Source organism: Comamonas sp. BIGb0124 (genome assembly GCF_003752175.1).
Lineage (GTDB): Bacteria > Pseudomonadota > Gammaproteobacteria > Burkholderiales > Burkholderiaceae_C > Comamonas_F.
The window spans coordinates 128,876-141,616 of sequence record NZ_RJVF01000011.1; the positions used below are offsets into that span (position 1 = coordinate 128,876).

12 protein-coding genes are annotated in these 12,741 nt (G+C 68.6%); 4 read left to right on the plus strand and 8 right to left on the minus strand.

Features of this window, described 5'->3' with window-relative positions; all coding sequences use genetic code 11:
* Nucleotides 1–18: 18 nt before the first annotated feature.
* From EC845_RS13215 to EC845_RS13230, 4 genes are all read left to right on the plus strand, one after another.
* Nucleotides 19–1,227 carry a threonine ammonia-lyase gene (locus EC845_RS13215; protein ID WP_123298580.1) on the plus strand — a complete coding sequence of 403 codons (1,209 nt, stop codon included), beginning with the start codon at nucleotides 19–21 and terminating at the stop codon, nucleotides 1,225–1,227.
* A gap of 129 nt (nucleotides 1,228–1,356) precedes the next feature.
* Nucleotides 1,357–2,649 carry a mechanosensitive ion channel family protein gene (locus tag EC845_RS13220; RefSeq protein ID WP_199739799.1) on the plus strand — a complete coding sequence of 431 codons (1,293 nt, stop codon included), beginning with the start codon at nucleotides 1,357–1,359 and terminating at the stop codon, nucleotides 2,647–2,649.
* 270 nt (nucleotides 2,650–2,919) lie between these two features.
* Complete coding sequence (locus EC845_RS13225) at nucleotides 2,920–3,504, plus strand: hypothetical protein (protein WP_123298581.1); 585 nt, start codon at nucleotides 2,920–2,922, stop codon at nucleotides 3,502–3,504.
* A 143-nt stretch (nucleotides 3,505–3,647) separates the two neighbouring features.
* Nucleotides 3,648–4,226 carry a flavin reductase family protein gene (locus EC845_RS13230; RefSeq protein WP_370451309.1) on the plus strand — a complete coding sequence of 193 codons (579 nt, stop codon included), beginning with the start codon at nucleotides 3,648–3,650 and terminating at the stop codon, nucleotides 4,224–4,226.
* 49 nt (nucleotides 4,227–4,275) lie between these two features.
* On the opposite strand, the gene EC845_RS13235 is transcribed toward EC845_RS13230, so the two are convergent.
* The 8 genes from EC845_RS13235 to EC845_RS13270 form a co-directional block, all read right to left on the minus strand.
* A complete protein-coding gene (locus EC845_RS13235; protein WP_370451310.1) occupies nucleotides 4,276–5,460 on the minus strand; it encodes a septal ring lytic transglycosylase RlpA family protein in 1,185 nt (394 codons plus the stop codon).
* Nucleotides 5,461–5,525: 65 nt separating this feature from the next.
* Nucleotides 5,526–5,939: a VOC family protein gene (locus tag EC845_RS13240; protein ID WP_123298832.1), complete on the minus strand. Its 414-nt coding sequence runs from the start codon at nucleotides 5,937–5,939 to the stop codon at nucleotides 5,526–5,528.
* 92 nt (nucleotides 5,940–6,031) lie between these two features.
* Complete coding sequence (hutG, locus tag EC845_RS13245) at nucleotides 6,032–6,820, minus strand: N-formylglutamate deformylase (RefSeq protein ID WP_123298583.1); 789 nt, start codon at nucleotides 6,818–6,820, stop codon at nucleotides 6,032–6,034.
* On the minus strand, nucleotides 6,817–7,827 hold the full coding sequence (locus tag EC845_RS13250; RefSeq protein ID WP_123298584.1) for a hydroxyacid dehydrogenase: 1,011 nt from the start codon (nucleotides 7,825–7,827) through the stop codon (nucleotides 6,817–6,819). The genes hutG and EC845_RS13250 overlap by 4 nt, the downstream gene beginning before the upstream one ends.
* A complete protein-coding gene (locus EC845_RS13255; protein WP_123298585.1) occupies nucleotides 7,824–9,161 on the minus strand; it encodes a Zn-dependent hydrolase in 1,338 nt (445 codons plus the stop codon). Before EC845_RS13255 ends, EC845_RS13250 begins: the two co-directional genes overlap by 4 nt.
* 5 nt (nucleotides 9,162–9,166) lie before the next feature.
* Nucleotides 9,167–10,834 (minus strand): ABC transporter ATP-binding protein, encoded by a 1,668-nt coding sequence (locus tag EC845_RS13260; protein ID WP_123298586.1) that lies wholly within the window; start codon nucleotides 10,832–10,834, stop codon nucleotides 9,167–9,169.
* Between the two features lie 18 nt (nucleotides 10,835–10,852).
* Nucleotides 10,853–11,692: an ABC transporter permease gene (locus tag EC845_RS13265; protein WP_123298587.1), complete on the minus strand. Its 840-nt coding sequence runs from the start codon at nucleotides 11,690–11,692 to the stop codon at nucleotides 10,853–10,855.
* 11 nt (nucleotides 11,693–11,703) lie between these two features.
* Nucleotides 11,704–12,690 carry an ABC transporter permease gene (locus EC845_RS13270; protein ID WP_123298588.1) on the minus strand — a complete coding sequence of 329 codons (987 nt, stop codon included), beginning with the start codon at nucleotides 12,688–12,690 and terminating at the stop codon, nucleotides 11,704–11,706.
* Nucleotides 12,691–12,741 lie beyond the last annotated feature (51 nt).

Below are 12,741 nucleotides of genomic sequence, written 5' to 3' on the forward strand. Positions count from 1 at the left end.
ACGGAGTTCCGATATCACATGCTTGCCTTAACAGACATCGAATCAGCCGCACAACGCCTGCAAGGCCACGTGCTGCGCACACCCTTCGTGGCCTCGCAAACCCTGTCGCGCATCACGGGCGCCCAGGTCTATCTCAAGTTCGAGAATCTGCAGTTCACGGCCTCGTTCAAGGAGCGCGGCGCGCTCAACAAGCTGACCCAGCTCACCCCGGAGGAACGCGCCCAGGGCGTGATCGCCATGTCGGCCGGCAACCATGCACAGGGCGTGGCCTATCACGCGCAGCGCCTGGGCATCCGTGCCGTCATCGTCATGCCCGGCTTCACGCCGGGCGTGAAAGTGGAGCGCACCCGGGGCTTCGGCGCCGAAGTGGTGCTGCACGGCCACACGCTGGACGAGGCCCGCGCCCACGCCTACCACCTGGCGCAGGAGCAGGGCCTGGTCTTTGTGCACCCTTACGACGATGCGCAGATTGCCGCTGGGCAAGGCACGATCGCCCTGGAGATGCTGCAGGAGGTGCCCGACCTCGACGATCTGGTGGTGGCCATCGGCGGCGGCGGGCTGATTGCCGGCATGGCCACGGCCGCCAAGGCCCTGCGCCCCGACCTGCGCATCACCGGTGTGCAGAGTGCACGGTTTCCGATGATGGTCAATGCCGTTCAGGGCACGCAGCACCCGAGCGCACCGCACAGCGGCACCATCGCCGAGGGCATCGCCGTGGGCACGCCGGGACAGATCACCCAGGCCATCATCCAGCAGCGCGTGGATGCGCTGGCACTGGTCGACGAGGGCGATATCGAGCAGGCCATCGTGATGCTGCTGGAAATCGAAAAAACGCTGGTCGAAGGCGCGGGCGCCGTCGGCCTGGCGGCGATGCTCAAGTATCCTCAGCGTTTCCGGGGACGCAAGGTCGGGCTGGTGCTCAGCGGCGGCAACATCGATCCGCTGCTGCTGTCGGCCATCATCGAGCGCGGCATGGTGAGGGCCGGCCGGCTGGCGCGCATCCGGGTGAGCGCACGCGACGTGCCGGGTGTGCTGGCGCAGATCACCCAGGTGGTGGCGCAGGCGGGCGCGAACATCGACGAGGTGCATCACCAGCGGGCCTTCACGCCGCTGGCGGCGCAGAACGTCGAGATCGAGCTGGTGCTGCAGACCCGGGGCCGGGCCCATCTGACGCAGGTGCTCGAAGCGCTCAAGGCGGCGGGTTTCGCCGCCCAGGATCTGGCCTGAGGGCCGCAGCCGACGCTGCAACCGACCCGAAAACGTCTCGCGCGCCTCCAGCGCGCGGGGCCGGGTCATGCCCCGGCTGAACCATGCCGCACCGGGGCGGCAACAACATAGACATGTAGACAAGAGGGAGTGATTTCCGTGGATCTGGCGTTCGTCGAAGAACTCGAACCCTGGCTGCAGGCCAGCCTGGGCCTGGCCGTGCTGCTGGCCGCCGCCTATCTGGTGCGCACCGTGGTGCAGGTGCTGCTGTCGCGGGTGTTTGCACGCCTGCGCACGCACATCGGTCCGCAGGCCCGCTGGGCCCATGTGCTGCTGCACCCGCAGGTGCTCAAGCGGGTGACGCAGATCGTGCCGCCGCTGGTCATCCAGATCGGCCTGCCGGCCGTGCCTCACCTGATGCCCGTCACGGCGGTGATCCTGAGCAATCTCGCGGTCGCGCTGACCGTGATGTACGTGGTGCGCGCGCTGATGGCGCTGCTCGATGCGATCCTCGAGAACCACACCATCCACGGCAACACGCAGGCCACGCAGTCGAGCTCCATCAAGAGCTATGTGCAGTTGGGCAAGCTGCTGCTGGCGCTCATGGGCACGGTGGTGATGGTGGCGGCGCTGATCGACCGGTCGCCGTTGATCCTGCTGTCGGGTCTGGGGGCCATGTCGGCGGTGCTGATGCTGGTCTTCAAGGACACCATCCTGTCGTTCACGGCAGGGGTCCAGCTGTCGGCCAACGACATGCTGCGCGTGGGCGACTGGATCGAGATGCCGCAGGTGGGCGCCAACGGAGCCGTCACCGACATCGCGCTGCACACCGTCAAGGTGCAGAACTGGGACAACACCTTCACCACCGTGCCCACCTGGCGGCTGATGTCGGAGAGCTTCATCAACTGGCGCGGCATGGCCGAATCGGGTGGCCGGCGCATCAAGCGCACGCTGCGCATCGATGCGACGTCGGTGCAGTTCCTCAACGAAGAACAGATCCGCTATCTCTCGTCGATCGCGCTGCTGCACGACTACATGGCCGACAAGCACCAGGCCGTGCGGCAGACCAACGAACAGATGCAGTCGACCCTCGGCACCGCGGCCCAGGTGCCGGCCAACCTGCGCCGTCTGACCAACATCGGCACCTTCCGGGCCTACACCCAGGCCTATCTGCGCGCGCACCCCGGCGTGCACCCGAACATGTTGCTGATGGTTCGCACCATGGAATCCACCGCCGAAGGGGTGCCGATGGAGATCTACTGCTTCACCGCCACCACCTCGTGGGTGCCCTACGAAGGCATTCAGGGCGACATCTTCGACCACCTGATGGCGGTGTTGCCGGAGTTCGGCCTCCGGCTCTACCAGAGCCCCAGCGGCAACGATCTGCGCGCCGGGCTGGCGGCCGCGGCACGGCCGGGGCCGAGTGCAGCCGTGGCCGACTGAAAGCGGCACGGGCACGGCAGCGACCGATGCCGGTCCGCGACAGCCACCCCGCGTCCGGGGCGGTGTTTGTCGGAGAAGACCGCACGCGCGTGTCGGCAGCGATGCTGCGCCGCAACGAAAATCGGCATTCACGCTATCATTTGGCAAGCCCATGCGTCCGACCCGACCGGACGCAGCTTCATAATTCCTACATCATTTGCTTCGCAGGCATCGATACGCTACGCTTCGTTTTCCTGTAGTGTTCTTTGTTCCTGACTGGAGGGACACGTCATGAGAACCATCTGGACCGATTCGTTTGCGTGGATGCTGACGGTGGGCGCCGCCATCGGCCTGACCCTGCTTGCGCCCACCGGTCTGTCGGTGCTCGGCCACCTGCCACGGGTCGCGGCCTCGGATCTGAACAAGCGCCAACTGGCCTTTCCCGAAGACCTGGCGGCCGATCGCACCCTGGTGTTCGTGACCTTCATGCGCGGCCAGAACGTGGACGTCGACCACTGGGTCGAAGGCATGGGGCTCAAGGAAAGCTCGGCGGTGGCCTGGATGCGGCTGCGCGTCTTCGACACGGCCTCGAACCGCAATCGCGACGACATCGAGAGCAAGCTCCAGGCGACCTACACCACCCCGGACGCGCGGGCCAGCGTGGTGCCGCTCTTCACCGACCGCGACGCGTTCGCCAGATCGCTGGGCTTGCCGACGCAAAAACACGTGTATGCGGTGGTGATCAACCGCGAAGGGCATGTGCTGGCGCGGGCCGAAGGCCTGTATTCGCGCGAAAAGGCGGATGCGCTGCTCGAACGGCTCAAGCCCGAGAACGACCTGGCCTCGACCGATTTCTTCCTGCCGGCGCACAAGTAAGGCCCGGCGCCCGAAGGGCCCGATTCCCCGTCGCGCCCGCCTTGCCGCGGGCGTTGCCATAATGTGTCATCCAGGGCGCAGCGCCGCTGTCCCCGGGCCCGGCGCGATGCCGCCCGGCCCTGCACAACAAGTACCAGACCGACGTGACTTCTTCAGTGCCGACCTCTGCTCCCCTCCCCGCGACCTCGACCGGCGCTCCCGCGCTGCCCCGCCATGCCGTCACCCCCCAGTCCCTGCGCGCTGCCCTCGGCATGTTCGGGACCGGTGTGACCATCATCACCACACGCTCGGGCGACGGCACGCTGCGCGGTCTGACGGCCAATTCGTTCAACTCGGTGTCGCTGTCGCCTGCGCTCATCCTGTGGAGCCTGGCACGCACCTCGTCCAGCTACGAGGCCTTTGCGCAGGCCACCCATTACACGATCAACGTGCTGGCCGCCGATCAGTTGCAGCTGGCCCAACGTTTCGCCACCCGCGGCATCGACCGCTGGGCGGGTGTGGCTCACGAGGCAGGCGCGGGCGGCGCACCGGTGCTGCCGGGCTCGGCCGCGGTCTTCGAATGCGCCCATCGGGCGGTGCACGAGGCGGGCGACCATGTGATCTTCATCGGCGAGGTGCTGGCCTGCAGCCACACGCCCGACACCCCGCCGCTGCTGTTCCACGGCGGGCAGTTCTACACCGAGCTGCCGCTGGCGCCTGCGGTGACCGATCCGCTGGCCTGAATGCGCGGGCCGGCATGCGGTCTGACGAGCGCGGCCGGCAGCCGGGGGCTCAGCGCCGCTCGACGATGACCGGGCTCATGCCCAGTGCATCGCGCACGCGGTAGGCCGCGGTATAGGCCTCGCCCCGGGTGGCGTAGGGGCCGGCCTGCAGGCGGTACCAGCCTCCGCTGTTGTCCACGCCCAGCAGGCGTGCGAGCCAGTCGATTTCGCTGCCCAGGTGACGTGCCAGAGATTCGGCACCGTCGGCGGCACGGAAAGCACCGAGCTGCAGATACACGCCGGGCGCGCTGACCACGGGCAAGGGCTCGCCGGATTCACCGGGCAACGGGGCCGTGACGGCCGAAGGCTGGGCCGCGGCAGGCGCCGCAACCGCCAACGGAGGCAGATCGCGGACCGCGTCGGTTGCGGGGGCGACTTCGCGCGGGCCGGACGAGGCGAAGGCGGCAATCGGGTCGGCCGAGCTGTCTGCAACGGCCGGCTGCACGGCGACGGCGACGGCCACAGGCGGCGCGGGCGTCGGCGGGGGCAAGGGCGCCGGCTGCGGTGCGGCCGCGACCTGGGTCGTGCCGCGCTGCCAGGTGCCGGCGCGGATCTCGGCCGGCAGGATGCGCTCGACCGTGACGGCCGTGGAGCCCTGGTTCAGGTAACCGAGTTTGTAGGCGGCGGCATAACTCAGGTCGATCACGCGGCTGGCGAGGAAGGGCCCCCGGTCGTTGACCCGCACGACCACGCTCTGCCCGGTGGCGCGGCTGGTGACGCGCGCATAGCTGGGGATGGGCAAGGTGGGGTGGGCCGCGGTCATGGCGTACATGTCGTAGCGCTCGCCGCTCGAGGTCTGGCGGCCATGGAACTGTTTGCCGTACCAGCTGGCGACACCGTCCTGCACAAAGGGGCGTTCGCGGGTGTCCGGCGTGTAGCTGCGCCCCAGCACCGTATAGGGCCGGTTGGGACCGGACATCAGCGGTTCGATGCGCGGGACGGCATCGGCGAGGTCGGCCTGGCGCAGGCGATCGGCATCGCCCGGACCGTCCTGCTGGTAGAAACCGCCGCCACGACCGCTGCCGCCACCGCCACCGGACTTGGGCCCGCCGGCGCAACCGGCGAGCAGCACAGCCAGGGCGACGGCCGTGAGCCAGCGCCCGGCAGGCCGGGACCGCATCTCGGGTTCACGCAGAGGGGTCGGAACAAGGAAAGGCTCGATGGGCAAGGCGGCGGTACGCACGGCGGCATTCATGCCCGCAAGGATAGACGATGGCCGCCGCCCACCGGAACCCGGCCGGGACCGTGCCGCCGGTGCGTTCAGGCCGCGTAGATGTCGGCGACGGACTTGAAGGCCTTCACTTCGATGGGATTGCCGAAGGGATCCATGAAGAACATGGTCCACTGCTCGCCCGGCTGGCCTTCGAAACGCACTTGCGGCTCGAGCACGAAGGCCGTGCCGGCCGCGGCCAGGCGCTCGGCCAGGGCTTTCCAGTCGGGCAACGCCATGATCAGGCCGAAGTGAGGCATGGGCACGAGTTTGTCTCCGACGTGGCCGGTGCGGGCGGTCTTGAAGGGCTCGCCGAGGTGCAGCGAGATCTGGTGGCCGAAGAAATCGAAATCCACCCAGGTGTCGGTGCTGCGGCCTTCCCGGCAGCCCAGGATCCGGCCGTAGAAGCCGCGGGCGACATCCAGGTCGGTGACGTTGAAGGCGAAGTGGAAGATGGAGGGCAGTTGGATCATGGTGAACAGGCGATCGGCGGATCGGAACGCAAGGGATGAAGAGCGAGGGCGGACGGCGGACGGCCGGCAGAAGCCGGCATGCCTCAGAGGGCGCCCAGCGTGGCGCGGACCATGGCCTCGAGTGTAGGCAGAACCTGGGCGGCCCGGTCCTCGCGGTAAGCGTAAGGGGCGGATTCGTCCATGTACAGGCATTGCGCCATCTCGAGCTGCACGGCATGGACGCCCTGGCCGGGCTGGCCGTAGTGACGGGTGATGTAGCCGCCCTTGAAGCGGCCGTTGAGCACCCAGCTGTGCGGACCGGCCTGCGCGGCCGCCACGGCCGCGGCGGCCAGCGCAGGGTCGCTGGCGGCGCCGTCGAAGGTGCCGAGGTTGAGGCCGGGCAGTTCGCCGTCGAACAGGCGGGGCAGCTGGCTGGCGATGGAATGGGCCTCCCACAGCAGCACCTTGCCATGCCGAGCGCGCAGGCGATCGAGCTCCTGGCGCAAGGCCTGGTGGTAGGGCTGCCAGTAGGTGGCTACGCGATCGGCGGTTTCCTGCGCATCGGGTCCGCGGCCGTCGGTGTACAGCGGCTCGCCGCGGAAGGTCTCGAGCGGGCACAGGCCCGTCGTGGTCTGCCCCGGATAGAGGCTCTCGCCGGTGCTGGGGCGGTTGAGGTCGATCACGTAGCGCGAGTAGTTGGCCTGCAGCACGGAGACCCCCATGGCCCGGGCAAACGCGTACAGGCGCGGCAGGTGCCAGTCGGTGTCGGCCACGGCCTGGGCCGCGTGCGTCATGCGGCGCGCGTAGGCCTCGGGCAGGATCTCGCCGCCGTGGGGAATGGAAATCAGCAGAGGCAGCGTGCCCTGGTGCAGGGTATGGACGGGTGGATTCATGGCGTCTTGTCCTGAAGGATGGGGGTGGCATGGCGGCGGTTCGGCCAGACCGGGGGGCTCACCAGGTGGTCCGGGCAGCGGCCGGCCAGGACGTCGATGATCTGCCCGGCGCATTGGCTGGCGGTGGCCCGCAGGGCCTCCTGCGAGGATCCGGCGACGTGCGGTGTGAGCACCACGTTGGGCAGGCTCGCCAGCGCGGAGCCGGCAGGCAGGGGCTCGTGTTCGAACACGTCGAGCCCGGCCGCGAACAGGCGGCCGCCGCGCAGGGCGTCGGCCAGAGCGGTTTCGTCGATCAGCCCGCCGCGCGAGGTGTTGACGACGATGCCGGTCGGCTTCATGTGCCGCAGCGAGGCCGCATCCAGCGTGTGGAAGGTGTCGTTGCGCAGCGGCCGGTGCAGCGAGACGACATCGGCGCGCTGCAGCAGTTCGGCGAGCGTGCCGACCTGCCGCGCGCCTGCGGCCCCGATCTGGGCCGGCTGCGCGCTGGGCGACCAGACCAGCGCCTGCATGCCGAGGCCGCGCGTGGCCATGTCGCAGACCAGCCGGCCGGTGCGGCCGAAACCGACGATGCCGAGTGTCTTGCCGTGCAGCGACAGCATCGGCTGGCGGTACTTGAAACCCCAGTCGCCCTGACGCGTGGCGGCGTCGGCAGCGACCGCCTGATGGGCGGCGGCCAGCATCAGCATGAGCGCATGCTCGGCCACGGCCCGGACGTTGGCATCGGGCGTGTAGACCACGGGAATGCCGTGGGCGTGGGCATGGGCGACATCGATCTTGTCGGTGCCCGTGCCATGGTTGGCGATCACGGCCAGGTGCGGCGCGCGATCGATGAGCTCGGCCGGCAGGCGGTCGCGCACGATGACGGCATCGGCCTCGCCGATGGCCGCACGCAGGTCGTCGAGTGCCGGGCTGGCGGCCTGGCGGACCTCGATGCCGGCGGCCGCCAGGCGCTCGGCGCCGATGGGGTGGATAGGCTGAGCGATGACACAGACAGGACGGCGGCTCATGGCTGGGTCTCCAGGCCGGCCGCACGTTGCAGGCCGGCGGTCTCGGCCATGGCCTGGCCCAGCACACGGGTGGCTGCAGCGAAATCGGCTGCGGCCATGGCTTCGTGCGGATTGTGGCTGCCGTGGGCGTTGCGCACGAACAGCATGGCGCTGGGTACGCCCTGGTTGGCGAACAGGGCCGAATCATGGCCTGCGCCGCTGGGCATGTCGCGCACGGCGGCTCCGCTCTGGCGTGCCGCGTGGCGCAGGCGATCGCGCAGCGTGTCGTCCATGGCGGCCGGCTGGCTGCCGCTGGAAGGACCGAGATCGAAGCGAACACCCAGCCGCTGGCCGATGGCCTCGGCCGTGCGCTGCACACGGAGGTCCATGTCGTGCAGGCTGTCGAGGCTGCGCGAGCGGATGTCGATGCAGAAGTCGACCTGGCCGCTGACTTTGCTGAAGTCGGCCTGCTGGCCGTCGGTGCCGAACTGGCCGAACGTCAACGTGAGCTCGTGGCCCTGGCGCTCCATGTCGGCCCACTCGCGCTGCAGCGTGCAGACCAGCTCGGCCGCCGCGACGACCGCATCGTGCCGGTGGCTGCGAGGCGTGGCGCCGGAATGGGCATACTCGCCCAGCACGCGGGCCTGGCGGTAGCGCAGGCTGCCGCAGATGCCGCTGACCACACCGACCTCGAAACCGCCGTCGAGCAGCACGGGGCCCTGCTCGATGTGCAGTTCGAAAAAAGCCGCGATACGGCTGGCATCCAATGCGGCCGGCCCCTGGACGATGCGATCGGGCTGGCCGCCGCAGGACTGGATGTGATCGGCCAGCGTGCGCTGGGTATCGAAGCGGCGGGCCTGCAGGGCCTCGGCGGGCAACAGGCCGAAGGCCGCCTTGCTGCCGATATAGGAGACGGGGAACCACGCGCTTTCTTCGGCGCGCACCCCCATGACGGTGACGTCGCAATCCGGAATCGCGCCGGCCTGGCGCCAGCCTGCCAGCACCGCCAGCCCGGCGACCACACCGGCCGCGCCGTCGTAGTTGCCGCCGCGCGGCACCGAATCGAGGTGGGAGCCGGTGAACACCGCAGGTGCGTTCCGGTTGCGTCCCGGCAGCGTGAGATAGAGGTTGAGGGCGGCATCGGTGCGGACCTCGAGGTCCAGCGCCCGGGCCGTCTCGGTCGCCAGCGCGTGGGCCCGCTGCTCGCCCGGTCCGTAGGTGTCGCGGGTGATGCCGACGCCGTCGTGTCCGGTCTGGCGGAGAACCTCGAAAAGACGTTCGGCCAGTGCCAGGTCGGGCCGGGGCGCCCATGTGCTCGCGGGAGGGAGGGATGTCGGTGGGTTCACTGCTTGCATGTCGTTCAGGCCAGCACGGCGGCTGCGGGATCCCAGTCGCGGCCAGGCATCGCCGCGATGAGGGCCCGGGTGTAGGGGTCTTGCGGAGCGTCGAAGATCTGGCCCGGCGGGCCCTGCTCGACGACGCGGCCGCGGTGCATGACCAGCAGGTGATCGCAGATCTGGGCGGCCACGCGCAGGTCGTGGGTGATGAAGATGAGGGCGATCTGCAGGCGTTGCTGCACGTCGCGCAGCAGCTTGAGCACCTGGGCCTGGACCGACACGTCGAGGGCAGACACCGATTCGTCGGCGACGATGAGCTGCGGCTCCATGGCCAGTGCGCGGGCGATGCCGATGCGCTGGCGCTGGCCGCCCGAGAACTCGCTGGGGTAGCGGTCGAAAGCCGAGGGGTCGAGTTCGACGAGCTGGAGCAGCTCGCGCGCCCGCGACTCGGCCTGGCGCCGCGAGACGCCGTTGGCCATGGGGCCGTCGCACAGGATGCGCCCTACCGTGTGGCGCGGATTGAGCGACGCGAACGGATCCTGGAAGATCATCTGGATGCTTTGCCGCATGGGGCGGAACTGGCCTTCGCTGAGCGGAGCGATGTCGTGCCCGTCGAACAGCATGCGACCGCTGTCGATGTCGGTGAGCTTGAGCAGGCACTTGCCGATGGTCGACTTGCCCGATCCCGATTCGCCCACGATGCCCAGGGTCTGGCCCCGGCTGACGGAAAAGCTGACGTCGTTGACGGCATGCACCACCCGTTTCCTGGCGAACCAGCCGCCGGCACTGGCGTAGATCTTGTTGAGCCGGTCGACCTGCAGCACCGGGGCCGGCGCGCCGGACAGCGGCTCGCGGACGGCCGCGCGGTGGCGGGGCACGGCACCGATGAGGCGCCGGGTGTAGGCATGCTGCGGCCGATTGAGCACCTGCTCGGCGGTGCCCTGCTCCACCAGCACGCCTTTTTCCATCACGGCGACACGGTCGGCGATTTCCGCGACCACCCCGAAATCGTGGGTGACGAACATCACGCCCATGCCTTTTTCACGCTGGATGCGTGCGATGAGCGCCAGGATCTGGGCCTGCGTGGTGACGTCGAGAGCGGTGGTCGGCTCGTCGGCGATCAGCAGCTTGGGCTCGAGTGCCAGTGCCATGGCGATCATCACCCGCTGGCGCTGCCCGCCCGAGAGACGGAACGGCCAGGCGTGACGGATGCCGGCCGGATCGGGCAGGCCCACGAACTCGAGCAGCTCCAGCACGCGGCGCTCGCGTGCCTCGCCGGGATAGGCATCGTGGACACGCATGACTTCGGAAATCTGCTCGCCCACCGTGAGCAGCGGGTTCAGGGCCGACAGCGGCTCCTGGAAGATCATGGCCATGTCGCGTCCGCGCATGTGGCGCAGCGTGGCCTCGTCCTGTGCCAGCAGATCGAGGCCGTCGAGCATGATCCGACCGCGCTGGGGCTGCAGGTAGTCGGGCAGCAGCCCCATGATGGCGTTGGCGCTCATGGACTTGCCCGATCCGGATTCGCCGACGATGCAGAGAATCTCGCCGGCCCGGATGTCGTACGAGACATCCTGCACGGCATAGGCCCGGTCGCCGCCGCGCGGCAAGGCGATGCTGAGGTTCCGGATGGACAGCAGAGGGGTCTTCTCCGCCTGTCCATCCGCATCCCGAAAAGTGTGTTGTGTCATTTTATGCGTTTCCCCACTTCAAGAGCCACGTTTGCGCAGCTGTGGATTGAGGGCATCGTTGAGACCTTCGCCGATGAGATTGATGGCCAGGACCGTCAGCATGATGGCCAGGCCGGGCCAGAGGCTCATCCAGGGGGCCTCGCGCAGCATGGTGCGGGAGGCGCCGATCATGAAACCCCAGCTCATGAGGTTGCGGTCGCCCAGGCCCAGGAAGGACAGCGCGGATTCGGTGAGGATGGCCGTGGCCGTCATCAGCGAGGCGGTGACGATGATGGGTGACGCCGCATTGGGCAGGATCTGCGTGAGGATGATGCGTCCCGGTGCCTGCCCGATGACGATGGCGGCCTGCACGAACTCGCGCTGCTTGAGCGTCATGAACTCGGAGCGCACCAGGCGGGCCACCGGAGGCCACGAGACCATGGAAATGGCGCCGACGATGGAGTAGAGCGAGGGCTTGAAGATGGCCACCAGCACCATGGCCATGGCGAGCTGGGGAATGGTCTGGAAGAACTCGGTGCCGCGCATCAGCACATCGTCCACGCGGCCGCCGTAGTAGCCCGACAGCGCGCCCACCACGACACCGACGATCACCGCCACCAGGGTGGAGATGATGCCGATCATCAGGGACACGCGGGCGCCGTGGGCCAGGCCGGCGGCGATGTCGCGGCCCAGCATGTCGGTGCCCAGCGGATAGGCCGGATCGGCAAAGGGGGCCAGCAGGGGCTGGGCCACCATCATCCAGGGCGAGTCCTCGTAGAAGACGGAAGCCAGCACGCCGGTCAGGATGACCAGCAGCAGCAGCACCAGACCCGCAGCGGCGCCGCGGTTGGCCAGAAAACGAAGCATGAATTTTTTCATCGCAATACTCCTCAGGCGTCCTGAATACGCGGATCGATGAAGCGGTAGACCAGATCGGTGAGCAGGTTGAACACCACCACCATGGTCGAGGTCACCAGGAAGACGCCGAGCAGCAGCTGGTAGTCGCGCTGGATCAGGGCATCGAACATGAGCCGGCCGATGCCGGGCCAGCCGAACACGGTTTCGGTCAGCACGGCGCCGCCGGCCATCTGGCCGAGCTGGATGCCGGCGAAGGTGACCACCGGCAACAGGGCGTTGCGCAGCGCGTGGTGCCGGATGATCTCGCCCACCGGCACGCCCTTGGCTCGGGCGGTCTTGATGAAGTCCATGCCGAGCACCTCCAGCATGGAGGCCCGGGTGAGCCGGGCGTAGACGGCCATGAAGAAGCAGCCCAGCGACAGGGTCGGCAGCACCAGGTGAGCGGCGATGTCCTTCACCCGGGCCCAGCCGGTGAAGCCGGCCGCCACGGTCTCCATGCCGAAGGGCGGCAGCCAGCCGAGATGGAGCGAGAAATAGATGATGGCGAGCAGCGCCAGCCAGAACTGCGGCGTGGCGTAGATCAGCAGCGCGCCGCTCATGAGCACGCTGTCGAGCCACGGCCGCTTGCCCTGGTAGCGGCTGCGCGAGGCGACGATGCCGAACAGCACGCCCAGCGTGATCGCGAACACGAAGGCGCAGGCCATCAGCAGCAGCGTGGCCGGCAGGCGATCGAGGATGAGGTCGAGCACGGGCAGGCGCTCGCGGTACGAGTAGCCCAGGTCGAGCTGCACGATGCCCTTGAGATAGGTGGCAAGCTGGACGTAGACGGGCTGGTCGAGTCCGAACTGCTGGCGCAGCTGCTCGACGTAGGCCGGATCGGACGAACCCGATTCGCCCGCGAGAACGGCGGCCGGATCGCCGGGCGCCATGCGGATCAACATGAAGTTGACGATCACCACGCCGAGCACGACGAGGACCGCCTTGCCCAGGCGGGAGACCAGGAAAGACAGGGTCTTCATGCAGTCGATTCCAAAGAAGTCAGGGAAGAAGGAAGAACGGCCCGCCGGCAC